Genomic DNA, 25,831 nt, shown 5'->3' with positions numbered 1-25,831 from the left:
CATCCCCAACCCCGCGCAGGGGCGCAGGCTCAAGGAACCCGAAGGACGCGTGCGCTATCTGGAACCCGATGAGATAACCCGTCTCATCAGCGCCGCCGAATCCGACCGGCGACCCAAGCATCTCTCCGACTTCATCCGGCTTGCACTCAATACCGGATGCCGCAGGGGTGAGCTGCTCAAGCTCGAATGGTCGCGTGTCGACCTCAAGAGAAATCTGATTCACCTTGATGGCTCACACACCAAGACCGGCAGACGGCGCTCAGTGCCACTCAACAGCATGGCGCTGGAAGTCCTCAGCAGTCGCGCACGGTTCCGGGAGAAGTACTGCCCGGACAACCCGTGGGTATTTGCACACAAGGACGGCAAACGCATTCAGAGCGTAAAGAAGTCGTTTGCATCAGCATGTCGAAAGGCAGGCATCACGAACTTCCGCGTCCACGATTTGCGTCACACGTGCGCCGCGTGGCTGGTATCGGCTGGAGTGCCGTTACCAGAGGTTCGTGACCTGTTGGGACACAGCACTGTCAGGATGACAGAGCGGTACGCGCATCTCGCACCCGAAAATGTTCGGGCAGCAGTTGCGCGGTTGGAAAACATGCAGTCACGTTTTGGTCACGCAAAAGTGGTGGTTGAGGGTGAGGCTTCGAGTAACTCTTTGAAAGAGTTGGTGCGCGGTGCAGGGATTGAACCTGCGACCCCTGCCGTGTGAAGGCAGTGCTCTCCCGCTGAGCTAACCGCGCACTTTGAGGGAGGCAAATTCTACGGGCAGCGCCCGTGGTGGTCAATGATTCACCCTTCGATACCTCAGGGCGAACGGCGGATGGGCTCGAAATGACAAGCTCTTGATATACTAAATTGCTTATGTCCGTCCGCACCCGCTTCGCCCCAAGCCCCACCGGCTATCTGCATGTCGGCGGCGCGCGCACGGCGCTGTTTTCCTGGCTGTATGCGCGCAGGCACAAGGGCACGTTCATCCTGCGCATCGAGGACACGGATCTGGAACGTTCCACGCCGCAGGCGGTGCAGGCCATTCTGCAGAGCATGGACTGGCTGGGGCTGAATTACGACGAGGGGCCGTTTTACCAGACCAGGCACTTCGAGCGCTATCACGAGGTCGTCAAGCAATTGCTGACGGCGGGCCGGGCGTACCGCTGCTATTGCAGCAAGGAGGAACTGGAGGCCATGCGCGCGGCGCAGATGGCGCGCAAGGAGAAGCCGCGCTACAACGGCCGCTGTCGCGAACGGCGCGATCCGCCGCCGGTCGGCATCGAGCCGGTCATCCGCTTCAAGAATCCGCTCGACGGCGAGGTGGTGGTGGAGGACCAGATCCACGGCCGCGTCGTGTTCCAGAACCGTGAACTGGATGATTTGATCATCGCCCGCGCCGACGGTACGCCCACCTACAATTTCACGGTGGTGGTGGACGACATGGACATGCGCGTCACGCATGTGATCCGCGGCGACGACCATTTGAACAACACGCCGCGCCAGATCAACATCATGCAGGCGCTGAACGCGACCCCGCCGGTGTACGCGCATGTGCCGATGATCCTGGGGCCGGACGGCAAGAAACTGTCGAAGCGCCACGGCACGGTCAGCGTGATGCAGTACGAGGAGGAGGGTTTTCTGCCCGAGGCGCTGTTGAATTACCTGGTGCGGCTGGGCTGGTCGCACGGCGACGGAGAGGTGTTCTCCATCGCCGAGATGATCGAAAAGTTCGACATTCGCGATGTCAACAAATCCGCCGCCGCGTTCAATCCCGAGAAGCTTCTGTGGCTGAACCAGCACCACATCAAGCAGGCCGGGGCGGATCGCCTGGCGAAACTGCTGCGCGATTACCTGCACCGGCTGGGCGTCGATGCCTCGCGCGGCCCGCCGCTCACCGAAGTCATTGAGCCGCTGCGCGAACGCTCGAAGACGCTGGTGGAGATGGCCAACGCCAGCCGCATTTTTTATGAGGACTTCAAGGACTACGATCCAGCCGCCGCAAAAAACCTGACGATGGAGTCGAAGCCGGCATTGGCAGCGCTGCGGGAACAGTTCGCCGTGCTCAAGGATTGGTCGGCAGTGGCGATACACGGCGTGGTCAACGCCGTGGCCGAACAACGGGGCCTGAAACTGGGCAGGGTCGCCCAGCCGCTGCGGGTGGCGGTGTGCGGCGGCACGGTCTCGCCGCCCATCGACGTGACGCTCAAACTTCTGGGCCGCGAGCGCACTTTGAATTGCCTGGACCGCGCGCTGGCCTTCATCGACGGCGGCAGGGCCTAATCAAGTGTAAAACCGTTCGTACCTCGATATCCGTCGTTACCTCGGGACAGGCCCAGCACGAACGGACTTGAGTTCGTAACGACTTATTTTTTGTTGATGTCGATGACGTACAGCAGTGCCGGCAGCACAATCAGCGAACACAGCAACGCCAGCGCCAGTGACAGGCTGATGAGCACGCCCATGCCGGAGAGGCCGGGGTGGGTCGAGATCGCCATCGTGCCGAACGAGGAAATGATGGTGAGGCCGCTGAACAGGACGGCGCGCGGCGTGCTGCTGGTCAGCACGTCGTTGACGTCGCCTTCGGTGCGGTGGCGGAGCACGAGGTAGGCGGCGTAGGCGTTGTTCAGGCCAATCAGGAGCGGCAACGCGATGATATTGGCGAAGTTGAACGGGATATGCAGCAGCACCGAGGCGGCGACGGTGAACAGCATCGCCAGCAGGAGCGGCGTCATCATCAGCACGGTGGCGCGGAGACTGTGCAACACCACCAGTACCAGCAGGACGGTGCAGAAGAGCGCCAGCGCCGCCGCCTGGATGCACGCCATGATGACCGTGTCGCCGCCCTCCAGCAGTTCGACGGGCGCGTCCGTGGCCGTGGGCGCGATGGCCTGCACCGCGCGCACGAAGCGGCGCAGGGCATCGTTGTTGTTCATGTCTTCCTTCGGATATACCTCGATGCGCGCCCGGCCGTCGGCGGCCACGTAGCGTTCCTTGATTTCGGCGGGCAGGTCGGCGAGCGTGACCGGGCCGGCCTGCAGCGCCTTCTGCAGGCGCACGATCAATTGCGGCAGATCGCCGATCAAATCCTTCTGCAATTCCGGTATCACGGACGCAGGCCATCCCGGCAGCGCTTCGAGACGCTGGATCGCGCTGCTCAGCCGCTTCATGCTCGCGGCCATGCCGGCGTCCTTTTCCTTTGCCTCCGCCTCCAGCAATTGCCCGCGGAACTTTTCCAGACTCTCCGCCTGTGTCACGGCATCCACCGGCACGTCAGCCGGAGGAGTGACCAGCACGCCTTGTAGCGAGGTGCGTATGCCGTCGATGATGGGCAGTTTTTCAGTCTGGCCATCGGGGACGTAACTAGCCAGGTTTACGGTCTTGTCCACCACCGGCAGTTTGTCGAGCTTTGCAGACAGTTCGCGGGCGGCGTCCAGATTCGCGGCCAGGATTTCGATGGTGTAGGGCGTGGTGTCCGGATCGCTCAGCAGATCGCGGAAGGTGGCGACGGACTCGGTGGTGCCATCCTTGAGATTGATCGGATTGAAATCGAAGGTGGCGCGCGGCAGCAGCCACGCGGCACCGGCGACCAGGAGCGCGGTTGCGATCAAAATGGCGCGGGCGTGCCGTCGCAGCAGACGACTGTGGTTGTTGGCCGTATTTGCGACCGTTATATGTTCTGGATGGGCGGCCGGTTTGCGCAGCAGGCTCAAGAGCGCCGGCAGCATGGTGAGATTGGCGGTGAGCGCCACCGCCATGCTGAAGCCGGCGATGACGCCGAGCTCCGCCAGCCCGCGGTAGCTGGTCGGAACGAAGGCGAAGAAACTGATGGCGGCCGCCACCGCCGCCAGCGTCAGGGCGCCGCCGACGCCGCGCGCGGCGCCGTGCAGCGCGGCGGTGCGATCCCGCCCGCGATCGGATTCCTCAAGGAAGCGCATGGCGTATTGAATGCCGAAGTCCACGCCCATGCCAATGAACAGCACCGCGAAACTGACGGAAATGAGATTGAGCGCGCCAAAGGTGAAGGCGGCGAAGGCGGCGGTCCAGATGAGCCCGCAGGTGAGGGTGATCAACACGGCCAGCACCGGTCCCGGTGAACGCAGGCCCAGCGCCAGCAGCAGGCAGACGAGGCCGAACGACAACGCCGTGGTCAGTTTCGAGTCCCTGGCAACGGTTGCCAGTTCCTCGGTGTCCATGGCAACCGATCCCGTGACCCTTACGCGGACACCCGGATGCGACGACTCGATCCCGCGGCCGATTTCATGCACCGCCTTGAGCGCGTCTTCGCCGGGCTGCAGGCTGGTGAAGTCGAGCCGCGCCTGGGTCAGCACGAAGGCGCGCCGCGGGCCGGGCTTGTTGGCGTCCTGTTTGAACATCTCGTCGCGCCAGGACATGCGCTGCGGCCGGCCGGCGAGCCGTCGTTCGATGACACCGCTCAGCCGATCGAACATGCCGGTCAGCGTCTTCCGATCCTCGGGGCTGACGTATTCGCTGAAGGCCTTGCCGAGGACGTCGCACAGTCCCCGCAGGCTGGGATCGCGCGAGAGGGTGCCGAGGAAGGGCGCCGCCGCGGCCAGTTTTTCATCCAGCGTCCACAATTCGTCGGTGCTGAGATACAGCAGGCCGTAGTGGGCGAAATATTCCCCCGCGCCGGGCTCCTCGACGTGCTGGAATTGCTTCGGCCGCTGGCGCAGCGCATCGGCCAGGTCATCGGCGGCGTCGCTGGCCTCGCCGGCGTGCTCCGCCTCCAGCACCAGGACGATCTGATCGCCCAGCTGCGGGAAGGCAGCGCTGAATTCGCGCCCGGATTTGCGGAACGGCAGATTGGGGTCCAGCATCTTGGTGGTGTCGGTGTCGAGCGAGATGTGCGTCGCCGTGTACCAGGCCAGGCCCGCGGTGGCCAGGAGCGCAAACGCGACCAAGGCGACGGCATGCCGCACCGAAAGCCGCACCACTTGCAGCAGCGCCGAGCGGTAATATGATTTCAGCCGGTTAATCATGACGGATATTGGGACCGGGCAAATTGGGATGCATCATGGTTCGACGCGCCATTCATTATAGTGTCGTATGTGCTTTTGCCACCATGCAAAATCACTCCTCGATCACCGCTTGCGGCTTGACACCGGGGAGGGGGCTGCCGTACATTTCCCCACCTTTTTTAAGGGGCCATAGCTCAGTTGGGAGAGCGCTACAATGGCATTGTAGAGGTCGCGAGTTCGACTCTCGCTGGCTCCACCAAAGTTTTTAAAAACATAAAGGCTGGTTTGTTCCAGCCTTTTGTTTTTGTAACCCACACTGTCCCCATCGTCTAGAGGCCTAGGACATCGCCCTTTCACGGCGGTAACGCGGGTTCGACTCCCGCTGGGGACGCCATCCGTCAATTCCGCGAATAACCGCGGAAGTCTCACCGTCCCTGTGATGGCGCTCGTCCGCCGGAACGCCAACTTTTGATCAGTACGCGGCGTTCAATGCCTTCCAGCAGCGGCCTGTGCCAGCTTTTGCAGCTCGCCCTTCTGGTACATCTCCATCACGATGTCGCAGCCGCCGATGAGTTCACCATTGATGAACACCTGGGGAAAGGTCGGCCATTGCGAAATCTGCGGCAGGGTCTGGCGTACTTCCGGCTCGGCCAGAACGTCGACATGGGCATACTCCACGCCGCAGGCCGTCAGCGCCTGCGAAGCCCGCATGGAGAAGCCGCACTGCGGAAATTGCGGCGTGCCCTTCATGAAGATGACGATGGGGTTGCTTTTGATGGTCTGTTTGATGCGCTCGGTAATATCCATAAAATCACCTCTGAAACCGGAATGGCGCGCAAGTCTAATACCGTGTCATCAACCTGTCACGCGGCTTCTGCTTGCAAAACTGGCGCGAAATGCCGGAGAATCTGACAAATTTGCTTGGGTTTGTTGTCTGACATGGCAATGGCTGGATGATTTGGGGGAGATACACATGAAAAATCCGCTGGATTCGATATGCAAGACGATCACATTGGGCGTGATACTGGCGCTGGTGTTGACGTATCTGATCAGAGGCACGGGTGGGGAGACGGATGTCCTCAGCCATACTTTGGCGCGCTGGATACATTTTCTTGCCGGCGTGACCTGGATTGGTCTTCTGTACTATTTCAATCTGGTGCAGACGCCTGCGCTGGCCGCCGCCGCGGCGGACAAGGGCGGGCCGGGCGGTGCCGGAATCAGCAAGTACGTCGCGCCGCGGGCGTTGTTGTGGTTTCGCTGGGCGGCGGTGGTGACCTGGCTGTCCGGCGCGGCCTATCTCGGTAATAGTTTTGTCGGCGCCTTCACTCTGGGTCTGATGCAGGGCGATGAATCTTCCCGCCCATACTTCATGCCCATAGGCATAGGCGCCTGGCTGGGCACGATCATGCTGTTCAATGTCTGGGTGCTCATCTGGCCGAATCAGAAGAAGGTGCTGGGCATCGTTCCCGCCACCGATGAGCAGAAGGCCCGCGCCAAACGCGTGGCGGCGCTGGCGTCGCGCACGAACACGTTACTGTCCATTCCCCTGCTGCTGTTCATGGGGGCGGCGCATCACGGACTTTTGTTTTAGTCGCAGTCACTCCGTTGGGGTATGACAAAAGCCCGGCTCATGCGCAGCCGGGCTTTGCCTTTTTGGGGATGCAGATTTGAGTTTTGAGGAAGCAGGCACATGGAGAAGCCTTTGATGGCAACATACGCACGGCAGCCGGTCGCCTTTGTACGCGGCCAGGGCGCTTATCTGTGGGATGAGGCCGGCCGGCGCTATCTGGATGCGATCAGCGGCATCGCCGTGTGCGGCCTGGGCCACGCGCATCCGCAACTCGCGGACGTGCTCGCCGATCAGGCGCGCACGTTGCTGCACACCTCCAACATCTTCCGCATTCCCCTGCAGGAACAACTGGGTGCGAAGCTGACCGCGCTTTCCGGCATGGACAACGCCTTTTTCTGCAACTCCGGCGCCGAGGCCAATGAAGCGCTGATCAAACTCGCGCGCCTGCATGGCCATGCGCGTGGCATCAACGAGCCCGCCATCGTGGTCATGGAGAACAGCTTTCACGGCCGCACGATGGCGACCTTGAGCGCGTCCGGCAGCGCCAAGGTGCAGGCCGGTTTTGAGCCGCTGGTGCAGGGTTTCATACGTGTTCCCTACGGTGACATCGCCGCGCTGCGGGCGCTGGTCTCCCGCCGCGAGATCGCGGCCGTGCAGGTGGAGCCGATCCAGGGCGAGGGCGGGATCAACATCCCGCCGGCGGGGTATCTGAAGGATGCGCGCGCACTGTGTGATTCACAGGGCTGGCTCTTGCTGCTTGACGAGGTGCAGACCGGCATGTGCCGCACCGGCCGCTGGTTTGCCTGCCAGCATGAGGGCGTCACTCCGGATGCGATGGCGCTCGCCAAATCGCTGGGCAACGGCGTGCCGATCGGTTGCTGCCTGGCCTCCGGTCCGGCGGCGGAACTGATGAAGCCCGGCAAGCATGGCTCCACTTTCGGCGGCAATCCGTTCGCGTGCCGCGCCGCGCTCACCGTGATCGAAATCATGGAACGCGGCGAATGTGCGGCGCAGGCAGCCCGGATGGGCGCCCGGATTCTTGACAGCCTGCGCCTCAAGCTCGCGGACCTTCCCTGCGTCAGGGAGGTGCGTGGCAAGGGCATGATGATCGGCGTGCAGATCGACCGGCCCTGCAATGAGTTGGTCAAACAGGGCCTCGACGCGGGCCTGCTCGTCAATGTCACGGCGGATTCGGTGGTGCGGCTGTTGCCGCCGCTGATCTACGGCGAGACCGAGGCGGCATTGCTCGTGGATACGCTGTCCGAGGTGCTGCACCAGTACGCCAGGACGCGCGCGGAGGCGGCCTGATGGGTACCCCGAGGCATTTCCTCACCCTGTTCGATTGCAGCGCCGGGGAACTGCAGCACATCCTTGAGCGCGGCATTGCGCTCAAGGCCGTGCGCCATGCCGGCACGGTTTACGAGCCGCTCAAGAACCGCGTGCTCGGCATGGTGTTCGAGAAGTCCTCGACGCGCACGCGCGTCTCCTTTGAGGCGGCGATGGCGGAATTCGGGGGGCACGCGATCTTCCTGTCACCGGACGACACCCAGCTTGGCCGCGGCGAACCGGTGGAGGACACCGCGCGCGTACTTTCGCGCATGGTCGATTTGATCATGGTGCGCACCTATGCACACGAGAAGATCGAGAAATTCGCACGGTATGCAAGCGTGCCGGTCATCAACGGCCTGACGGATCTGCACCATCCCTGTCAGTTGCTGGCCGACATGCAGACCTTTCACGAACATCGCGGCCCAATCCGCGGCAAGACCGTGGTCTTCGTCGGCGACGGCAACAACATGTGCCATTCCTATATACAGGCGGCCGAGAGGTACGGGTTTGCGCTGCGCATCGCCTGTCCCAAGGGTTATGAACCCGCTCCCGCAGTGCTGGCACAGTGCGCACGTGCAGAGGTGCTGCACGATCCACTGAAGGCGGCGTCGGGTGCGCATCTGGTGGTGACCGACGTATGGGCCAGCATGGGCCAGGAGCAGGAGGCGCAGGTGCGCCGCGAGGCTTTTGCCGCCTTCCAGGTCGATGCGCCGTTGATGGCCAGGGCGCAGTCCGATGCGCTGTTCATGCACTGCCTGCCCGCGCATCGCGGCGAGGAAGTCAGCGCCGAGGTGCTGGACAGTCCCGCGAGCGTGGTCTGGGATGAGGCCGGGAACCGGTTGCACGCGCAGAAGGCCCTGATCGAATTCCTGATGCAGTCCATACCCGAAGCGGGTTGATGTGAGGCGGTAATGTTTTTCCTGGTCAGTAATGACGACGGCTATCAGGCGCGCGGCCTGCGTGATCTGGCGCGCGTACTTTCCGCGCACGGTGATGTGGCGGTCGTCGCCCCCGATCGCGACCGCAGCGGGGCCAGCAATTCGCTGACGCTGGACCGGCCACTGCGCGTACAGCGCGCCGACAACGGCTACTATTACGTCAACGGCACGCCGACGGATTGCGTGCATCTGGCAATCACCGGTTTTCTGGAGCGGCAGCCCGACATGGTAATCGCCGGAATCAACGGCGGTCCGAATCTGGGTGATGATGTGCTTTACTCGGGCACGGTGGCGGCGGCGATGGAGGGACGGTTCCTGGGCTATCCCGCCATGGCCGTGTCGCTGGCGGGAGAAAATGCCACGAATTATGAGACCGCGGTGCACTGCGTGGATGTGTTGCTGAAGCGCATGCTCACGGAACCGCTGCCGGCCGACACCATTCTCAATGTGAACGTGCCGGACGTGCCACTGGCGCAGCTCGCCGGGTTCGCGGCCACGCGTTTGGGTTACCGGCACAAGTCGGAGCCGGCGATCCGCGGCACTGATCCGCGCGGCCGCCCGGTGTATTGGGTGGGTCCGCCCGGCCCGGAGGCGGACGCGGGCAGCGGCACCGATTTCCACGCCGTGCGCCACCGCTGTGTTTCGATCTCGCCATTGCAGGTGGATTTGACACGTCATGCCTCGCTCGATACCGTGAACCGCTGGTTGACGGGGCTGGAAGGGAGATGAAGGACGCGCGCGGCATCGGCATGACTTCGCAGCGCGCCCGTGATCGCCTGATCGCGCAGTTGCGCGAAATGGGCATCCACTCCGCCCGCGTGCTGGACATCATCCGCACCACGCCGCGCCACCTGTTCATAGACGAAGCGCTCGCCAGCCGAGCCTACGAGAACATTCCGCTGCCCATCGGGCACGGCCAGACCATTTCCCAACCCTATATCGTCGCACGCATGACCGAGGCGCTGCTCGACGGCGGGCCGCTGCGCAAGGTGCTCGAAATCGGCGCCGGCTGCGGCTATCAGACGGCCGTCCTGGCGCAACTGGCCGAGCGGGTGTACGCCATAGAGCGGATTGGCGATCTCACCGACAAGCTGCGCGAGCGGCTCATGAAACTGGGTTACCGCAACGTGCGGCTGCGGCGCGGTGACGGCAACGCCGGCTGGCCGTTGCACGCACCCTATGACGCCATCCTGGTTGCAGCGGCACCGCTCGGCGTGCCGCCGGCCTTGAAGGAGCAGCTGGCGCCGGGCGGGCGCCTGATCATCCCCGTCGGGGCCAGCGGCAACCAGCAGTTGATGCTGATTACCAGAACGGCACAGGGTTACGATGAGAGGCTGCTGGACTGGGTCAGTTTCGTCCCCATGCTCGAGGGTGTGGGATGACGTTTCGGGCAGGCCGTCTCATGGCGGTGGTTTTTTACGTGCTGCCGCTGGCGGGTTGCGGCGGTGGCGCGCTGGCGCCGGTGGAAGGCCCGGGCACGGAGTCGCCGCGGGCAAAGGCGGCGGTGTTGCGCACGGGCGCGCCGGAATCCGCACCCGCCATGCACGTCGTCGAGGGCGGCGAGACACTCTACGCCATCGCCTGGCGATACGGATTGGATTACCAGCGCATTGCCGAGTGGAATCACATCGGCCCGCCTTATGTCATCCACGCGGGGCAGCGGCTGCGTTTGCGCGGAGAAGAGGCGCAACCGGCCGCCAATCAGCCCGCTTCACGCCCGGCGACCGCCCCCGCGTCTGTGGTGAAGCCCGCCGGAGATGCCGCCGCCCAAGCGCCCAAAACCATTGCTGCGAATGCCCCGCCACCATCCGCCGCTTCGGTAAAAGGTGCCTCGGAGAAAGAACGCGCGCGTCCCGAAGTCCGCGACACTGGAACCATCCGCTGGCAATGGCCGGCACGGGGCAGGGTGGTCACTTCCGACACCGTGCTCGGCCAGAATGGCATCAATATCCTGGGAACGGCGCGGCAGCCGATCTATGCCGCCGCCGCCGGGGAGGTGGTTTACAGCGGCAGTGGACTGATTGGTTATGGAAAGCTTATTATCATAAAACATAATGACTTGTTTCTAAGTGCTTATGCGCACAATGATAAAGTGCTGGTGACCGAGGGGGTGCGGGTGACGGCGGGCCAGCAGATCGCGGAGATGGGCGACACCGGCGCCAAGCAGGTCATGCTCCATTTCGAAATCCGCCGCAGTGGCAAGCCCGTGCCGCCGCTGGAATATTTGCCGTCCAATTAATTTAAAGAAACAAGCCCCCGTGCCGGGACAAAAACGCAAAGGCCGGAAAACCACTGCGACGAAGACTCGGGGCGCCGATGCAACCATGCCGCCGCCGACAGGCGCGATCATTGTGGCCGCATCGGAGCTTGTCGACGATGACGCCGAGTTGGCGGCAATGGAGATGGCCGCGGCGGATGAGGAATTTTCCGACGGGGAAACGGAGGAGACCGTCGTCGAGGAGCCGCTGGAATCCGAGGCGCAACCGGCAGCCCCCGTCACGTTCGCGGCCGCTGAAGTCAGCGACGGTGATCTGGATGCCACCCGTATTTATCTTTCCGAGATCGGATTTGCCGATTTGTTGAGCGCGGAGGAGGAAGTCCGCTTTTCGCGGCAGGCGCGCCAGGGGGACGCCAAGGCCCGCCAGCGCATGATCGTGAGCAATCTGCGCCTGGTGGTGAAGATCGCCCGGCGTTACCTGAACCGCGGGCTGGCCCTGCTCGATCTCATCGAGGAGGGCAATCTGGGCCTCATACGCGCGGTCGAGAAATTCGATCCGGAGCGCGGTTTTCGCTTCTCAACGTACGCCACCTGGTGGATACGCCAGACCATCGAGCGCGCAATCATGAACCAGACGCGCACCATCCGGCTGCCCATCCACGTGGTCAAGGAGATCAACACCTATTTGCGCGAGCAGCGCAAGCTGGCGCAGGAAATGGAGCGCGAACCTGGGCCGGAGGACGTGGCGCGGGGGGTCGGGAAGCCGGTCGAGAGCGTCAAGCGCATGCTGGGCCTGAACGAACGCGTGGCCTCGATGGATGTCTCCGGCGAGCCGGATTCCGATCGGTCGTTGCTGGACACCATCCCCGATGAACGCAACCTCGATCCCGGCGTGCTGCTGCAGGATGCGGACATGCAACGGCACATCGAGTCATGGTTGTCGCAGTTGCAGGACAAGCAGCGCGAAGTGGTGGAACGTCGTTTCGGCTTGAATGGCCGCGAGGTGGCCACGCTGGAGGAGGTCGGAGAGGCGATCGGCGTGACGCGCGAGCGGGTGCGGCAGATTCAGATCGACGCCCTGAGGCGATTGCGCCTGCTCATGGAGCGGCAGGGTATTTCGGTCGAGACACTATTCCGCGAGCGTTAAGGGTTCAGGTGGATCATGAAGAAGGCGGCCACGACACGCCGCCCTTCGCCTGACAGCACGTTGTAGGAACGGCAGGCGGCGGGCGTGTCCATTACTTCAACGCCAATTTGCCGGATGCGCAGTGGCGCGAGGATGCTCGCGGCGGGAAAACACAAACGGGCGCCCGTGCCCAACAATACAATTTCCGGATCGAGCGCGATCACCGGATCGAAATGCCCCGGCGACAATTCGGCCAGGGTCTGCGGCGCCCAGTCCGCGATCAACCGGTCCGGGCAAAGAATGAAACTGCGTTCGAGGCTGAGTGTCGGGAGCCTGATCGCAGTGGCGGTATAAGACAGGATGGCATGACTGCCGCCGGTGTCGAGTTGCAGTTTCAATGGCGTTCCTGCCGTGGGGCCGGCATTGGTTGCATGATTTTTGATTATAAAACAACGCGGAGGGAGGGGACATGAAACTGATACTTCTGGGCGGGCCGGGCGCGGGCAAGGGCACCCAGGCCGACTTCATCTGCGCCGAGTTTGACATTCCCAAGATTTCCACCGGCGACATGCTGCGCGCCGCCGTCAAGGCCGGAACGCCGCTGGGTCTCCAGGCCAAGAAGGTCATGGATGCCGGCGGGCTCGTCTCCGACGACATCATCCTTGGACTGGTGGCGGAACGAATCCGCGAGCCGGATTGCGCACGCGGATTTCTGCTGGACGGTTTCCCGCGCACCATCCCGCAGGCCGAGGGATTGAAAAAAATGCGGGTACAGGTCGACGTGGTGATGGAGATTGCCGTCGATGACGAGGAGATCGTCAAACGCATGTCCGGACGGCGCGTGCACCCGGCTTCCGGACGTACCTATCACGTCGTCTTCAATCCTCCCAAGGTCGCGGGCAAGGACGATACGACGGGTGAAACGTTGATCCAGCGCGACGACGACAAGGAAGAGACGGTGAGGAGGCGCTTGCAGGTGTATCACGAACAGACCAAGCCACTGGTGGCATATTACGCGTGCGATCCGCAGACGAAGTATGTGAAGATCGAAGGCATCGGCCGCGTGGAGGATGTGCGCACGCGCGTGCTGTCCGCGTTGCGATCCCGCTGAAAGCCTTGCAGCGCCTCGTGATCCGCGCGATCCAAAAACGCGTGCACTGACATGTGAGACGGTGTTCCACGATCGGGAATAACGTCGCGCGCAAGCACATCATGTGATGCGTGACACGAAACCGGGATGAATTTGTTTGCTGCATCGCGCGATGACGATGCTCGACACGCGAAAAAAAGTTTGCACAGTTTTGATTTGTGATGTATATAAATGACGTGGTACTCGCTTCTTGTGTCGTTTAACTTAACCAAAAGGGGGTTAATCATGGCAGCGAAGAAGAAGGCAAAGAAGAGACCGGCGAAGAAGAAAGCGAAAACGAAGAAGAGAAGAAGATAGTCGTTGTAGTTGAGGCAGTGAACACGGTTTGAAGCCAGGGCAGGTTGACGACCAACTCGATCAAGATCGAGCCAAAAAATCCAAGGCGCTGCGCGCGGGAGCTGGGATGCGAAACCGCCGCCGCCGAAATTCCTTGCTGTCAATGAAAGCGGGCCGCGGCCGCAACGCGCGCGCGTTCCCCGTCACCTGAATCCCATTTCCCAAGGGTAATGCCTTCGCGCCGCTCCCGCCGCCGTTTCGCCGTTATCCGCACGTTGCTGGAACGTTTCCGCGGTCCGCTGCTCCACATCAGTGCATTGATTTTAATGGCATTATTGGCGTGGGGGGCATGGATCGACCACACCGCCCGTCAGGCCTTTGAGCAGCATCGGTGGACGCTGCCGGCGCAAGTCTATGCACATCCCCTGGAGTTATACACCGGTCTGGCGCTGCCGCCGGCCGCCCTGATCGACGAATTGCAGCGACTGGGTTACCGCGAGGTCGCCACCGTGGACGGGCCGGGTCAATACCACGCCACGCCGAAGGAAATCACATTACACACGCGCGGATTCCCGTTCAGCGACGGCGTGGAGCCACCGCATCGCGTGCATCTGCGCTTCGATGGCCGCGTGATCAATGCAATGGATGAAGGCGGAACGGCGCTGCCGTTGTTGCGTCTAGAACCGGTGGAAATCGCCCGCATTGCGCCGCGGGACCAGCAGGATCGCATCCTTGTGCAATTGTCGGATGTGCCCCAAACGCTGATCGATGCCCTCCTGGCTGTTGAGGATCGGAATTTCTACAGTCATGGCGGCATCGATCCGCTCGGCATATTGCGTGCGTTGTGGGTGAATCTGAAGAGCGGCGAGATCCGCCAGGGCGGCAGCACCATCACCCAGCAATTGGTGAAGAACCTGTTTCTCGGCCGGGAGCGCAGCTACATCCGCAAGTTCAATGAAGTATTCATGGCGCTGGCCCTGGAGCGGCACTACCGCAAGGATGAGATCCTCGAAACCTATCTCAACACGGTATATCTCGGTCAGGATGGAGATCGCGCCATCCACGGTTTCGCGCTCGCGGCGGAGTTTTATTTCGGCCGGCCGTTGAACGAGCTGACGGTGGCGCAATTGGCGCTGCTCGCCGGTCTCTCCCGCGGTGCGTCGTACTACGACCCGAGGCGCTACCCGGAACGTGCGCTGGAGCGCCGTCTGGTGGTGCTGCAGGCGATGGTGGAAACAGGCAAATTGACATCCGCAGCCGCAGCCGGCGAGGCGCAGGCGCCGTTGGCGGTGACGCCGCGCCCACTGTTCCGCCAGGCGCGCTACACCGCCTTCATGGATTTGGTGCGCCGCCAGCTGGCGCAGGATTACAAGGAGGAGGATCTGCACAACGCCGGTTTGCGCATCTTCACCACCCTGGATCCGCGCGTGCAATCGGCTGCTGAAGCCGCCATTGAAGAGACGCTGCCGCAACTGGAAACCGGGCGTGAACGTCCGCATGGCTCCCTGCAGGCGGCGATGGTGGTGGCGGCCACCGACAGCGGCGAGATCCTGGCGCTGGTCGGCGGGCGCGATCCGCAGTACGCCGGGTTCAACCGCGTCCTGGATGCCCGCCGCCAGATCGGGTCGCTGGTCAAGCCGGCGGTGTACCTGACCGCGCTGCAGCGGCCCGCGCAATACAACGTGCTGACCCCGCTGGAGGACGCGCCGCTGGTCTGGGAGCAGGGCAGGACGCGCTGGACGCCGCAGAATTACGACGGCGTGGCGCACGGCAACGTGCCGCTGTATGAGGCACTGGTGCATTCCTACAATCTTGCGACCGTGCATCTAGGGTTGGCGCTCGGCGTGGATGCCATCGTCCGGCAACTGCGCACGCTTGGCGTCACCAGCGAATTGCCGGCCTATCCCTCCCTGTTTCTCGGCGCGGCGCCGTTGTCGCCATATGAGGTATTGCAGATGTACCAGAGTTTCGCCGCCAGGGGGTTCCGTGCGCCGCTGCGCGCGATCCGCGAAGTCCTCGATCACGACGGACGCCCGCTGACCCGTTACGGTCTGCGCGTGCAGGCGGTCATCAAGCCGGAGCACGCCTTTCTGGTGAACACACTGCTCGCCGAGGTGGCGCGTTCCGGCACCGCCGCGGCGCTTCCCAGGTTGAGCGGCGGGACATACGCCGGCAAAACCGGCACCACCAATGATTTGCGCGACAGCTGGTTCGCCGGTTTCGGCCGCGACATGGTGGCGGTGAGTTGGGTGGGGCGTGATGACAACGCGCCGACCGGCCTCTCGGGCGCGACCGGGTCCATGCGGCTGTGGGCGGCGCTGATGAAGGGCCTTGCCGCGCCCGGCGTGGATCTGACGCCGCCCGCAGGGATCGAATGGCGCTGGGTGGATGTCAATACCGGCGTGATGACGGACAAGGATTGCACTCGCGCCGCGCCTTTCCCCTTTATCGCCGGGCAGGGAGTGACAATGCCTTACCAGCCCTGCGGCGCGTTGTAACATACGCCCATGAAGCAGGCATCGAGATGGGTACTGGTCCTCGGCGTTGCGCTGTCTGGTTGTGCCTCGGCGCCGCCGGTTGCATCACCGCCCGCGCCGGTGGTCGATCATTCGGAGTCCGCGGTAATAACACCGGAATCTGCCGCGAAGACGGAGGAATCCGCTCCATTGACTCCGCTGCCGGCGGCTACTGCTGCGCCGCCGCCGCCGCCGAATCCAGCGGTGATGGCCCTGCTGAATCAGGCGGATGCGCAGGGCCGCGGCGGTCATATGGACCAGGCGGCGGCCACGCTGGAGCGCGCCTTGCGCATCCAGCCGGACAACGGCTGGCTCTGGCACCGGCTGGCGGCGGTGCGTCTCCAGCAAAAACACTACGGCGAAACGGTGGAACTGGCCGCCAAATCCAGCGCGCTGGCGCGCGGCGATGAGAAATTGATCCAGGCGAATGACGATCTGATTGCCAGGGCCAAAGCCGCGCAACAAGGCAGGGGTTAATGTAAAGACGCGGGTTCTTCGTGGATGGATTCGGTGGTATAGCGCCAGACTTTGAGTCCGCGCGTGTCTTCGTGGCGGCCGATGCCGGCCTTGTGTTTCAGATGCTCGACAAAAATCTCCGGCGTCGTCAGGTCTTCCCAGACGCTGGGCAGGAAGGTCGCCCGGCGATGCCCCAATTCCAGAATCAATCCGTCCTCACCCGGGCGCAATTGCCGGCGCAAATCCTCCTCTGAAGCGATGGTCATGGGCGCGGGTGGGGAAAGCACGGAAATATGGATGTGCACCTGCGCCAGTTCCACTGCATTCAAGGCGGGAAAGCGCGGATCGCGAAAGCCGCTGGCGTAAGCGTTGGCGGCGACATCCACAGCCAGCGGCCGGTGCGCCTCCAGAGTGCCGATGCAGCCGCGCAGCTGTCCGTTCTTCGTCAGCGTTACAAAGCTTGCGCGGGTGGCGCGCAGCGCGGGGCCGCAATCGGCGAGGTTCACGGCCAATGCGCGGCCTTGATAGAGGCCGTATTTCAGCGAATCCCGGGCGATCCTGGGCAGGGTGTGGCGTTCCTTGTTCGTGAACGATGCGTTCTCGTCGACCAGGTAGGCACCGTAACCCACCACGCGGTTGCGCGGTCCGGCGGTGTCGCCGGAATTCCGCAAATCCACGTTGGTAACGTGTAGATGGTGACTGCGGGCGTAGTGCAGGAGGCCATTGAGCGGCCGGCAGCCGCAGGCCTGTTCCGGACCGATCATTTCATATTGCAGGTTGAGAATCGCCGCCGAGGTGCGCTGGTCGATTTCGCGCGCCTCCTGATAGGGATGATAATGGCTGAGGTCCGTGCTGATCACGATGAGCGTCTCCGGGCCGCCCCAAAGCTTGGCGAGCACCTCCGCCACTTGCGCGGGGCTGGCATCCCCGACCACCAGCGGGACGAGCGTGAAGTTCTCCAGCAGGTTTTGCAGAAATGGCAGATGCACCTCCAGGCTGTGTTCCTCGGCGTGGGCCTCGTCGCTGACGACGACCTGCGGCAGCGCGCGGATGGCCGCGATGGCTTCCTGGTCGAGGGTGATGTCGCCGAGCGGTGTGTGAAAACCTTCGACGGTGGGCACCGCCAGTCCGCGCAAATAGACGCGATGCGCCGGACCCAGCAGCACCACGCGGCGGATCTGTTGCCGCACCGGACGTAAAGATTGATACACCGAGGCAGCCACCGGACCGGAATAAATGTACCCGGCGTGCGGCGCGATGATGGCCTTGGGCGCTGCGGAGGCGGACGGGCCGCGGGCGGCTTCCGCCAGCAGGTCTTCCACCTGGCGCCGCAGGACCGCGGGATCGCCGGGGTAAAACTGATTCGCCACAGCCGGTGGGCGGGTGACCATGACTCTTTAATTACCGTATTTAATGATAGAAGTATAGCTGGGGTCGGCCCTGATGGATTTCAACGTGCAGAGAGCCGATTTATGCGCAATTTGCTTGAAAAAGACGGCGGCACTTGGCATGATCGCATGGATTATTGCGGGGTGGAGCAGTCTGGCAGCTCGTCGGGCTCATAACCCGAAGGTCGCAGGTTCAAATCCTGCCCCCGCTACCACTGCTCATACCGTTGAGCGGCGCGGGGAAGGTGGTCATGCGCAGGCGCGCCGCCCCCGCTACCAGGAGAGTAGCCCAGGCCCCGGTATCGGGGCTTTTTGTTTTGGGAATCTCTGAAAAGTCAGAGATTCCCGCGCGGTACATGGATGTGCCACCATTTTCAATGGCCTGAGGCCATTGAAAATGAAGGAAAGCAAAAACGCGGCTGTGACGCAGTGACTGCTGTGTGGTGCGGGGCAGCTGCAGGCGACCCGGTTCGATATCGAACGCAGCCGCTGCGCCGCTGCCCGAAGGAGCCGCTACGCGGCCAGGAGTCGGGGACGCTTTTTGCTTTCCGTGCTCTGAGAAGTCCAGGATGGACTAATTCAGGGCTTCACTGTAGGGGATTTGGCGATGAAGCCGTGCACGCGTTTGCAGGCGTTGCTGGAGCCGGTGGTGACCGCACTGGGTTATGAGCTGGTCGGTATCGAGCAGGTCACCGGTGGGCGCCGCGGGTTGGTGCGGCTGTACATCGATCAGCCGGCCGGCGTCGCGGTGGATGATTGCGAGCGGGTGAGCCGCCAGGTGAGCGCCGTGCTGGATGTGGAAGATCCCATCGCCGGGGGCTATGTGCTCGAGGTGTCGTCGCCGGGGCTGGATCGACCGCTGTACACACCGGCGCATTACGCGCGTTTTGCCGGCTGCCGCGCGCGCCTGAAACTGCGGACGCCGCTCTTGGGCGACCAGCGCAATGTGACGTGCACCCTGCTGGGCGTGGATGAAGACAAGGTCAGGGTGGAAGTGGACGGCGTGGAGCACCACATTCCGCTGGTGCAGATTGCCAAGGCGCGCTTAATCGCGACACCATAAAGATTTGAGGACGTGAGTGTATGAACAAAGAAATACTGACGGTGGTGGAAGTGGTCTCCAACGAGAAGGGGGTGGCCAAGGAGGTCATCTTCGAGGCGCTGGAGGCCGCGCTTGCCAGCGCCACCAAGAAGCGCTACCACGAGGACATTGAGGTGCGGGTGTCCATTGATCGCAAGTCCGGCGACTATCATGCCTTCCGGCGCTGGGAAGTCATCGATGATGCCGCCGAGAGCGTGAAGTTGCTGGGCGGGCTGGAGTTCCCGGATCGCCAGGTTCTGCTTTCCCAGGCGCGCAAGACCCACCCCGACATCAACGCCGCCGAGTTCATCGAGGAGCCGATGGAGGCCGAGGTCTATGGGCGCATCGCCGCCCAGACAGCGAAACAGGTCATCGTGCAGAAAGTGCGCGAGGCGGAGCGCGCCCAGGTCGTCGAACAATATCAAGACCGCAAGGGCCAGCTTGTGTCCGGCACCGTCAAGCGCGCCGAGCGCAGCGGCGTGCTGCTCGATTTGGGCGGCAACGCCGAGGCGATCATCACGCGTGAACACCTCATCCCCCGCGAACCGGTGCGGCCCGGTGACCGGCTGCGCGGCTATCTCTATGACGTTCGCCCGGAAAAGAAGGGGCCGCAACTGTTCGTGAGCCGTACGGCGGTCGAGTTGCTGGTGGAACTGTTCAAGCTCGAAGTGCCGGAGATCGGCGAGGGGCTCATCGAGATCATGGGCGCGGCGCGCGATCCGGGGTTGCGCGCCAAGATCGCCGTGCGCAGCAAGGACGGTCGCATCGATCCGGTCGGTGCCTGCGTCGGCATGCGCGGTTCGCGTGTACAGGCCGTATCGAACGAACTGGCCGGCGAGCGGGTGGACATCATCCTGTGGGACGAGAACCCGGCGCAATTCGTCATCAACGCCATGTCACCGGCGGAGGTCGTGTCCATCCTGGTGGACGAGGACACCCACAGCATGGACGTGGCCGTGGTGGAGGAGCAGTTGTCGCAGGCCATCGGCCGCAACGGACAGAACGTGCGACTCGCCAGCCAGCTGACCGGCTGGGAACTGAACGTCATGAGCGAGACCGCAGCCGCGGAAAAGGCCACCCAGGAGGAACAGCGCCTGAAGGAAGTGTTCATGGAGCAGCTGGACGTGGACGAGGAAGTGGCGCGCATTCTGGTGGACGAAGGCTTCACCAGCATCGAGGAGGTGGCCTATGTCCCCGAGGGCGAGATGGCGGCCATCCAGGAATTCGACGAGGCCCTGGTCGCCGAGCTGCGCCGCCGCGCCAAGGACATCCTGCTGACCAAGGCCATCGCCACGGAGGAAAAGATCGGCGACGCCAAGCCGTCCGATGAACTGCTGGCGATGGCCGGCATGGATGAGGACCTGGCCTATCTGCTGGCCAGCCGCGGCATCGTCACCCAGGATGATCTGGCGGAGCAGTCGGTGGCCGATCTGATGGAAATCGAAGGCATGAACGAGGCGCGCGCCGCCGAGTTGATCATGACCGCGCGCGCGCCCTGGTTTGCGCAGGCCGAGGACGCCCAGAAGGAAACGGCCGATATCGGAAAGGATATCAATGGCTGATGTGACCATCCAGCAATTTGCCGACACCGTCGGGATTTCGGTCGAGCGCCTGATCGGCCAGCTCACCGAGGCCGGCCTGCCCGCCAAGCAGGCGCAGGATCCGATCAGCGACGAGGAAAAGAGCCAGCTGCTGGCGCATTTGCGCCGCGCCCACGGCCGCGTCGAGGAGGCCTCGGAGCCCGCGCGCATCACCCTGCGGCGCAAGACCTTGAGCGAGATCAAGGTGCCCACCGACAAGAGCAAGCTGCGCCTGCGTCCCGGCACCGCCGCCAAGCCGGCCCATACCAAGACTGTCAGCGTCGAGTTCCGCAAGAAGAAGACCTACGTCAAGCGCAGCCTGGTGGTGGACGAGGAGGCGCAGCGCCTGAGCGAGGAGGCCGCCGAACGCGAGCGGCTGGAGGCCGAGGAGCAGGCGCGCCAGCAGGAGGAGCAGCGTCAGCGTGATCTGGAGGCCAAGCGCGTTGCCGAGGAGCGTGCCCGCGTGGAGGTTGAATCGCGCCGCCCGCCGGGCGAGGCCAAACTCGCCGCGGCACCGGAAACCCGCGCGCCACCGTCCACCCCGCCCCGCGAAGAGGGCGAAAAGGGCGCGAAGAAGAAGCGCCAGGATCACGACCGCGGCCGCGTGATTGAACGCGAACGGCAGCAGGAGCGCGAGGAGTTGCACGTCGATGCCAGCCGGTCGCGCCGCAAGCGCAAGCCGCCGGCACGGCGCGTGGTCGCGCCGGTGGCCAGCAAGCACGGATTCGAGATGCCGACCGAACCCACCGTGCACGAGGTGGCCGTCCCGGAGAGCATCACGGTGGCCGATCTGGCGCAGCGCATGTCGGTGAAGGTCGCCGAGGTCATCAAGGTCATGATGGGGATGGGCAGCCTCGTGACCATCAATCAAGTCATCGATCAGGACACCGCGGTCATCGTGGTCGAGGAGATGGGCCACAAAGCCCGGCGCATCGACGCCAACGCCATCGAATCCTCGCTGCGCGAGGAACAGGCCGGCGTCGAAAAAGTGCCGCGCCCGCCGGTGGTGACGGTCATGGGTCATGTCGATCACGGCAAGACTTCGCTGCTGGACAAGATCCGCAGCACCGATGTCGCCGCCGGCGAGGCCGGTGGCATCACCCAGCACATCGGCGCCTACCGCGTCAACACGGCCAAGGGCGCGATTACGTTTTTGGACACGCCCGGCCATGCCGCCTTCACCGCCATGCGCGCACGCGGCGCCAAGGTGACGGACATCGTCGTGCTGGTGGTGGCCGCCGATGACGGCGTCATGCCGCAGACCATCGAGGCGATCCAGCATGCCCGGGCGGCCAAGGTGCCGCTTATCGTCGCCGTCAACAAGATCGACAAGTCCGGCGCCGATCCCGAACGCGTGCGCCAGGGGTTGACCCAGCACGGCGTCATTCCCGAGGACTGGGGCGGCGACACCCAGTTCGTCAAGGTGTCGGCCAAGACCGGCGAAGGCGTGGATCAATTGCTGGAGGCCATCCTGTTGCAGGCCGAGGTATTGGAACTCAAGGCGGCAGAGACCGGCCCGGCGTCCGGGACGGTCATCGAATCACGCCTGGACAAGGGCCGCGGTCCGGTGGCCACGGTGCTGGTGCAGAACGGAATTCTGCACCGGGGCGACATCCTGCTGACCGGCATCGAATTCGGCCGCGTGCGTGCCATGCTCGACGATCATGGCCAGTTGGTGGAAGAGGCCGGGCCCTCCACGCCGGTGGAAGTACTGGGCCTGTCGAACGTGCCCAACGCCGGCGACGAGGCGGTGGTGGTGGCCGACGAGCGCAAGGCGCGCGAGATCGCCGTGTTCCGCAACACCAAGAACCGCGAACAGAAGATGGCGCGGCAGCAGTCGGCCAAGCTGGAGGATGTCTTTTTACGCATAGGGGAGGGCAAGAGCGTCACGCTGAACCTGGTCATCAAGGCCGACGTGCAGGGTTCAGCCGAAGCCCTGGGCGAGGCGCTGGGTGCGTTGTCCGCCGCCGAAGTGACCGTCAACGTCGTGGCCACCGGTGTCGGCGGCATCACCGAGTCCGACGTCAACCTGGCGGTGGCCTCCAGCGCCATGATCATCGGTTTCAACGTGCGCGCCGACGCCAGCGCGCGCCGGTTGATCGAGGCCGAGGGCATCGATCTGCGCTACTACAGCATCATCTACGACGCCATCGACGACGTGAAGGCAGCGCTCGCCGGCCTGCTGACGCCGGAAATCCGCGAAACCATCATCGGCGTGGCCGAGGTGCGCGACGTGTTCCGCTCCTCCAAGTTCGGCGCCATCGCCGGCTGCCTGGTGACGAGCGGGATGATCAAGCGCAACAATCCCATCCGCGTGCTGCGCGACAACGTGGTGATCTTCCAGGGCGCGCTGGAATCCCTGCGCCGCTTCAAGGACGATGTCAACGAGGTGAAATCCGGCACCGAGTGCGGCATCGGCGTGAAGAACTACGACGACGTGAAACCGGGCGATCAGATCGAAGTCTTCGAACGCGTCGAAGTGGCGCGCAAGGTGTAGTTGTTGCCCATGTCACGGCGTCGGCGCGATGATTTGTTTGCGCCGGTCAGCAACCGGCCGCGCCGCGTGGGCGAGGAAATCCTGCGGCTGCTGGCGCGGCCGGCGCAGCTCTGCGCGGAGGAGACCGGCATGGGCTTCATCACCCTGACCGCCGCCGACGTTTCCCCCGATTTGAAGCAGGCCAGGATCTTCGTCACCCAGATGGGACCCACGGTTGGACAGGCCGAGGTGCTCGCGGCCTTGAACGAACGTGCCCCGGCCATGCGCACCCTGCTCGCCAAAACCATGACCATGCGCAGCGTGCCGCGCATCATCTTTTACTACGATGAATCCATCGCCCGCGCCGCTCGTCTGGAGGCATTGCTGGATGAAGTGGCGGCGGGACATCCGCCTGAAGACGACCCCGCATCGAGTGGCGATGAAGAGGTTTGAATACCGCAAGGTCGACGGCATCCTGCTGCTCGACAAGCCCGTGGGGTTGAGTTCCAATGCGACGCTGCAACGGGCGCGGCGCCTGTACCGCGCCGCCAAGGCCGGCCATACCGGCAATCTCGATCCCCTGGCGAGCGGTCTTTTGCCGGTGTGCTTCGGCGAAGCGACCAAGATCACCCCTTATCTGCTGAACGCGGGCAAGCGCTATCAGGCCCGGATCAAACTGGGCGAGCGTACCGCGACCGGCGACGCCGAAGGAGAGATCATCGAACGCCGGCCCGTGCCTCGATTGGATGGCGCGGGGGTTGAAGGCACGCTGGCCGGTTTTTGCGGCGAGCGGATGCAGACGCCACCCATGCACTCCGCGCTCAAGCATCAGGGCCGGCCCTTGTACAAACTCGCGGCGCGCGGCGTCACCGTCGAGCGCAAATCGCGGGCGATCACCATCAAGGCGCTGAACCTGCTGGACTTCGAAGGCGCGACGCTTACGATCGATGTCAGTTGCTCCAAGGGCACTTACATCCGCGTGCTGGCCGAGGAAATCGGCGCGGCGCTGTCGACCTGTGCCCATCTCTCGGCGTTGCGGCGCACGGAGGTGCAGCCGTTCAATCTGGACGGCGCGGTGACGCTGGAGATGCTGGATAAGCGCGCCGAATCCGGTCTCACGGCTTTGGATGAACTGCTGCGGCCCATGGACCAGGCCTTGTCGATCTGGCCGGCGGTGTCGCTGGACGAACGCGCCGCCACTCTGCTCCGGCACGGCCAGCGCGTGACCGTACCCCTGGAGGCCGGTGAAACGGTGCGTATCTATGGCCCCGCCGGCGGATTCCTGGGCATGGGCGAGGTGGCCGGCGGCCGGCTCAGCTCCCGCCGTCTGTTAAGCAATCCCGGCAAGTGAACGAGACAGAATTTTCTTGTTCGCACCGCCTCCCATCGCTACAATGCTCGCCCTGAACCAAGGCAAGAATCCAGAGAGTTGGAATTTAGGAGTCTTTTCATGACACTGACAGCAGAACGCAAGGGCGGCATCATCAAGGACTACCAGCGCAAAAAAACCGACACCGGCTCACCGGAGGTCCAGGTCGCGCTCCTGTCCGCCCGCATCGACAGCCTTTCGGAACATTTCAAAACGCACAACCACGACAAGCACTCGCGTCAGGGATTGCTGAAGATGATCAACACGCGGCGCAAGCTGCTGGATTATCTGCGGGCCACCAACCCCGCCAGCTATCGTGACCTGGTCGCCAAGCTGGGTTTGCGCAAGTAAGGAGATCCGGGCCGCTTTCACGCGGCCCGGTTCGTTTTCCGCCCATCGGATCAATCCATCATTATTTTGAGCAGGAATACACCCATGTCTATTGTCAAGAAATCATTCCCCTACGGACAGCACACCGTCACGCTGGAGACCGGCGAGATCGCCCGCCAGGCGACCGGCGCAGTCATGGCCAGCATGGGCGACACCGTGGTGCTGGTCACCGTGGTCGCCGCCAGGGAGGCGAAACCGGGACAGGGCTTTTTCCCGTTGACCGTCGATTATCAGGAAAAGACCTACGCCGCGGGCAAGATCCCCGGTGGGTTCTTCAAGCGTGAAGGCCGGCCCAGCGAAAAGGAGACGCTGACGTCGCGCCTCATCGACCGGCCGTTACGGCCGCTGTTCCCGGAGGGGTTTCTGAATGAAGTGCAGATCGTCGCCACCGTCATGTCCCTCGATCCCAAGGTCGATCCGGACATTCCCGCCATACTGGGCGCCTCGGCGGCGCTGGCCGTCTCCGGCGTCCCGTTCAACGGCCCGATCGGCGCGGCGCGCGTGGGTTACGCCGACGGTCAGTATCTGTTGAACCCGAGTTTCAAGGACCTGGACGCCTCGCAGCTTGATCTGGTCGTGGCCGGCACGGAAAGCTCGGTCTTGATGGTCGAATCCGAGGCGAAGGAACTGCCGGAATCCGTCATGCTCGGCGCCGTGCTTTTCGGGCACAAGGAGATGCAGGCGGCCATCCGCGCCATCCACGATCTCGCCAAGGAGGCGGGCACAAAGCCGTGGGACTGGCAGCCGCCCGCGCCGGACGTGGAGCTCATCAGTTCGGTCGAAAAATACAAGGCTCAGATCCACGATGCCTACGCCATCGTCGACAAGCTGGCGCGGCGCGATGCGCTCGCCAAGCTGCGCGATCAGATCATCACCGCGCTCTGCCCCAAGGATGAACCGGGGTTCACCCCCGAACAGGTCAAGATCGCCATCGAGAATCTGGAGTACAAGATCGTCCGCGCCAAGGCGCTGGAGGAGGGCAAGCGCATCGACGGCCGCGGCAA

Annotated in this window: 23 protein-coding genes and 4 tRNA genes; 22 read left to right on the top strand and 5 right to left on the bottom strand. The window is 63.5% G+C overall.

Annotated elements, in window-relative coordinates:
• Positions 1 to 49: 49 nt before the first annotated feature.
• Positions 50 to 709 (top strand): site-specific integrase, encoded by a 660-nt coding sequence (locus tag VMH34_01230; GenBank protein HTT07404.1) that lies wholly within the window; start codon positions 50 to 52, stop codon positions 707 to 709.
• Here VMH34_01230 and VMH34_01225 read toward each other — a convergent pair.
• Positions 666 to 740, bottom strand: a tRNA-Val gene (locus VMH34_01225). The genes VMH34_01230 and VMH34_01225 overlap by 44 nt on opposite strands.
• A gap of 121 nt (positions 741 to 861) precedes the next feature.
• Here VMH34_01225 and gltX point away from each other — a divergent pair.
• Positions 862 to 2,268 (top strand): glutamate--tRNA ligase, encoded by a 1,407-nt coding sequence (gene gltX / locus VMH34_01220; GenBank protein HTT07403.1) that lies wholly within the window; start codon positions 862 to 864, stop codon positions 2,266 to 2,268.
• 83 nt (positions 2,269 to 2,351) lie between these two features.
• Here the strand turns inward: gltX and VMH34_01215 are convergent, their stop codons facing one another.
• The gene (locus VMH34_01215) at positions 2,352 to 4,985 is read right to left on the bottom strand and encodes an MMPL family transporter (protein HTT07402.1); all 2,634 of its coding nucleotides are present in this window, start codon (positions 4,983 to 4,985) and stop codon (positions 2,352 to 2,354) included.
• Between the two features lie 162 nt (positions 4,986 to 5,147).
• Between VMH34_01215 and VMH34_01210 the strand changes: the two genes are divergently transcribed.
• Positions 5,148 to 5,223, top strand: a tRNA-Ala gene (locus VMH34_01210).
• A 59-nt stretch (positions 5,224 to 5,282) separates the two neighbouring features.
• Positions 5,283 to 5,358, top strand: a tRNA-Glu gene (locus tag VMH34_01205).
• A gap of 92 nt (positions 5,359 to 5,450) precedes the next feature.
• Here the strand turns inward: VMH34_01205 and grxD are convergent.
• Positions 5,451 to 5,771 (bottom strand): Grx4 family monothiol glutaredoxin, encoded by a 321-nt coding sequence (gene grxD / locus VMH34_01200; protein ID HTT07401.1) that lies wholly within the window; start codon positions 5,769 to 5,771, stop codon positions 5,451 to 5,453.
• A 166-nt stretch (positions 5,772 to 5,937) separates the two neighbouring features.
• Here grxD and VMH34_01195 point away from each other — a divergent pair, with 166 nt between their 5' ends.
• From VMH34_01195 to rpoS, 7 genes are all read left to right on the top strand, one after another.
• The gene (locus VMH34_01195; protein HTT07400.1) at positions 5,938 to 6,555 is read left to right on the top strand and encodes a urate hydroxylase PuuD; all 618 of its coding nucleotides are present in this window, start codon (positions 5,938 to 5,940) and stop codon (positions 6,553 to 6,555) included.
• A gap of 99 nt (positions 6,556 to 6,654) precedes the next feature.
• Positions 6,655 to 7,842, top strand: coding sequence for an aspartate aminotransferase family protein (locus VMH34_01190; GenBank protein ID HTT07399.1), 1,188 nt, complete (start codon positions 6,655 to 6,657; stop codon positions 7,840 to 7,842).
• The gene (gene argF / locus VMH34_01185) at positions 7,842 to 8,762 is read left to right on the top strand and encodes an ornithine carbamoyltransferase (protein ID HTT07398.1); all 921 of its coding nucleotides are present in this window, start codon (positions 7,842 to 7,844) and stop codon (positions 8,760 to 8,762) included. The genes VMH34_01190 and argF overlap by 1 nt, the downstream gene beginning before the upstream one ends.
• A gap of 12 nt (positions 8,763 to 8,774) precedes the next feature.
• Positions 8,775 to 9,530, top strand: coding sequence for a 5'/3'-nucleotidase SurE (gene surE / locus VMH34_01180; GenBank protein HTT07397.1), 756 nt, complete (start codon positions 8,775 to 8,777; stop codon positions 9,528 to 9,530).
• On the top strand, positions 9,527 to 10,183 hold the full coding sequence (locus VMH34_01175) for a protein-L-isoaspartate(D-aspartate) O-methyltransferase (protein HTT07396.1): 657 nt from the start codon (positions 9,527 to 9,529) through the stop codon (positions 10,181 to 10,183). The genes surE and VMH34_01175 overlap by 4 nt, the downstream gene beginning before the upstream one ends.
• 20 nt (positions 10,184 to 10,203) lie before the next feature.
• Positions 10,204 to 11,040 carry a peptidoglycan DD-metalloendopeptidase family protein gene (locus VMH34_01170; protein HTT07395.1) on the top strand — a complete coding sequence of 279 codons (837 nt, stop codon included), beginning with the start codon at positions 10,204 to 10,206 and terminating at the stop codon, positions 11,038 to 11,040.
• A 157-nt stretch (positions 11,041 to 11,197) separates the two neighbouring features.
• Positions 11,198 to 12,166, top strand: a complete 969-nt coding sequence (gene rpoS, locus VMH34_01165) for an RNA polymerase sigma factor RpoS (GenBank protein ID HTT07394.1) — start codon at positions 11,198 to 11,200, stop codon at positions 12,164 to 12,166.
• On the opposite strand, the gene VMH34_01160 is transcribed toward rpoS, so the two are convergent.
• Positions 12,163 to 12,543: an Mth938-like domain-containing protein gene (locus tag VMH34_01160; protein HTT07393.1), complete on the bottom strand. Its 381-nt coding sequence runs from the start codon at positions 12,541 to 12,543 to the stop codon at positions 12,163 to 12,165. The two genes, rpoS and VMH34_01160, sit on opposite strands and share 4 nt — an antisense overlap.
• Positions 12,544 to 12,614: 71 nt before the next feature.
• On the opposite strand from VMH34_01160, the gene adk reads away from it, so the two are divergent.
• The 3 genes from adk (at position 12,615) to VMH34_01145 (ending at position 16,564) form a co-directional block, all read left to right on the top strand.
• Entirely contained in the window at positions 12,615 to 13,256 is a 642-nt protein-coding gene (gene adk / locus VMH34_01155) for an adenylate kinase (GenBank protein HTT07392.1), read from the top strand.
• Positions 13,257 to 13,801: 545 nt separating this feature from the next.
• On the top strand, positions 13,802 to 16,069 hold the full coding sequence (gene mrcB, locus VMH34_01150) for a penicillin-binding protein 1B (protein ID HTT07391.1): 2,268 nt from the start codon (positions 13,802 to 13,804) through the stop codon (positions 16,067 to 16,069).
• A 9-nt stretch (positions 16,070 to 16,078) separates the two neighbouring features.
• Entirely contained in the window at positions 16,079 to 16,564 is a 486-nt protein-coding gene (locus tag VMH34_01145) for a hypothetical protein (protein HTT07390.1), read from the top strand.
• Here the strand turns inward: VMH34_01145 and amrB are convergent.
• Positions 16,561 to 17,934 carry an AmmeMemoRadiSam system protein B gene (amrB, locus tag VMH34_01140; GenBank protein HTT07389.1) on the bottom strand — a complete coding sequence of 458 codons (1,374 nt, stop codon included), beginning with the start codon at positions 17,932 to 17,934 and terminating at the stop codon, positions 16,561 to 16,563. The genes VMH34_01145 and amrB overlap by 4 nt on opposite strands.
• A gap of 135 nt (positions 17,935 to 18,069) precedes the next feature.
• On the opposite strand from amrB, the gene VMH34_01135 reads away from it, so the two are divergent.
• The 8 genes from VMH34_01135 to VMH34_01100 form a co-directional block, all read left to right on the top strand.
• Positions 18,070 to 18,146 (top strand) — tRNA-Met (locus VMH34_01135).
• Positions 18,147 to 18,538: 392 nt separating this feature from the next.
• Entirely contained in the window at positions 18,539 to 18,994 is a 456-nt protein-coding gene (gene rimP, locus VMH34_01130; GenBank protein ID HTT07388.1) for a ribosome maturation factor RimP, read from the top strand.
• Between the two features lie 20 nt (positions 18,995 to 19,014).
• Positions 19,015 to 20,574 (top strand): transcription termination factor NusA, encoded by a 1,560-nt coding sequence (nusA, locus tag VMH34_01125; GenBank protein ID HTT07387.1) that lies wholly within the window; start codon positions 19,015 to 19,017, stop codon positions 20,572 to 20,574.
• Complete coding sequence (infB, locus tag VMH34_01120) at positions 20,567 to 23,089, top strand: translation initiation factor IF-2 (GenBank protein HTT07386.1); 2,523 nt, start codon at positions 20,567 to 20,569, stop codon at positions 23,087 to 23,089. The genes nusA and infB overlap by 8 nt, the downstream gene beginning before the upstream one ends.
• Positions 23,090 to 23,098: 9 nt before the next feature.
• Positions 23,099 to 23,521 (top strand): 30S ribosome-binding factor RbfA, encoded by a 423-nt coding sequence (gene rbfA, locus VMH34_01115; GenBank protein HTT07385.1) that lies wholly within the window; start codon positions 23,099 to 23,101, stop codon positions 23,519 to 23,521.
• A complete protein-coding gene (gene truB / locus VMH34_01110) occupies positions 23,457 to 24,419 on the top strand; it encodes a tRNA pseudouridine(55) synthase TruB (protein ID HTT07384.1) in 963 nt (320 codons plus the stop codon). Before rbfA ends, truB begins: the two co-directional genes overlap by 65 nt.
• Positions 24,420 to 24,518: 99 nt before the next feature.
• Positions 24,519 to 24,788, top strand: a complete 270-nt coding sequence (gene rpsO / locus VMH34_01105; protein HTT07383.1) for a 30S ribosomal protein S15 — start codon at positions 24,519 to 24,521, stop codon at positions 24,786 to 24,788.
• 84 nt (positions 24,789 to 24,872) lie between these two features.
• A partial coding sequence (locus VMH34_01100) for a polyribonucleotide nucleotidyltransferase (GenBank protein HTT07382.1) occupies positions 24,873 to 25,831 on the top strand: 959 nt, incomplete at its 3' end.

The organism is Gammaproteobacteria bacterium, from assembly GCA_035501935.1.
Classification (GTDB): Bacteria; Pseudomonadota; Gammaproteobacteria; order JAJPIJ01; family JAJPIJ01; genus JAJPIJ01.
This window is presented reverse-complemented; position numbering and strand designations above follow the sequence as displayed.

Coding starts and splice junctions, on each gene's coding strand:
- gltX (HTT07403.1), top strand. CDS start 862: ATGTCCGTCCGCACCCGCTTCGCCCCAAGCCCCACCGGCTATCTGCAT.
- VMH34_01215 (HTT07402.1), bottom strand. CDS start 4,985: ATGATTAACCGGCTGAAATCATATTACCGCTCGGCGCTGCTGCAAGTG.
- grxD (HTT07401.1), bottom strand. CDS start 5,771: ATGGATATTACCGAGCGCATCAAACAGACCATCAAAAGCAACCCCATC.
- VMH34_01195 (HTT07400.1), top strand. CDS start 5,938: ATGAAAAATCCGCTGGATTCGATATGCAAGACGATCACATTGGGCGTG.
- VMH34_01190 (HTT07399.1), top strand. CDS start 6,655: ATGGAGAAGCCTTTGATGGCAACATACGCACGGCAGCCGGTCGCCTTT.
- argF (HTT07398.1), top strand. CDS start 7,842: ATGGGTACCCCGAGGCATTTCCTCACCCTGTTCGATTGCAGCGCCGGG.
- surE (HTT07397.1), top strand. CDS start 8,775: ATGTTTTTCCTGGTCAGTAATGACGACGGCTATCAGGCGCGCGGCCTG.
- VMH34_01175 (HTT07396.1), top strand. CDS start 9,527: ATGAAGGACGCGCGCGGCATCGGCATGACTTCGCAGCGCGCCCGTGAT.
- VMH34_01170 (HTT07395.1), top strand. CDS start 10,204: ATGGCGGTGGTTTTTTACGTGCTGCCGCTGGCGGGTTGCGGCGGTGGC.
- rpoS (HTT07394.1), top strand. CDS start 11,198: ATGGAGATGGCCGCGGCGGATGAGGAATTTTCCGACGGGGAAACGGAG.
- adk (HTT07392.1), top strand. CDS start 12,615: ATGAAACTGATACTTCTGGGCGGGCCGGGCGCGGGCAAGGGCACCCAG.
- mrcB (HTT07391.1), top strand. CDS start 13,802: ATGCCTTCGCGCCGCTCCCGCCGCCGTTTCGCCGTTATCCGCACGTTG.
- VMH34_01145 (HTT07390.1), top strand. CDS start 16,079: ATGAAGCAGGCATCGAGATGGGTACTGGTCCTCGGCGTTGCGCTGTCT.
- amrB (HTT07389.1), bottom strand. CDS start 17,934: ATGGTCACCCGCCCACCGGCTGTGGCGAATCAGTTTTACCCCGGCGAT.
- rimP (HTT07388.1), top strand. CDS start 18,539: ATGAAGCCGTGCACGCGTTTGCAGGCGTTGCTGGAGCCGGTGGTGACC.
- nusA (HTT07387.1), top strand. CDS start 19,015: ATGAACAAAGAAATACTGACGGTGGTGGAAGTGGTCTCCAACGAGAAG.
- infB (HTT07386.1), top strand. CDS start 20,567: ATGGCTGATGTGACCATCCAGCAATTTGCCGACACCGTCGGGATTTCG.
- rbfA (HTT07385.1), top strand. CDS start 23,099: ATGTCACGGCGTCGGCGCGATGATTTGTTTGCGCCGGTCAGCAACCGG.
- truB (HTT07384.1), top strand. CDS start 23,457: ATGAAGTGGCGGCGGGACATCCGCCTGAAGACGACCCCGCATCGAGTG.
- rpsO (HTT07383.1), top strand. CDS start 24,519: ATGACACTGACAGCAGAACGCAAGGGCGGCATCATCAAGGACTACCAG.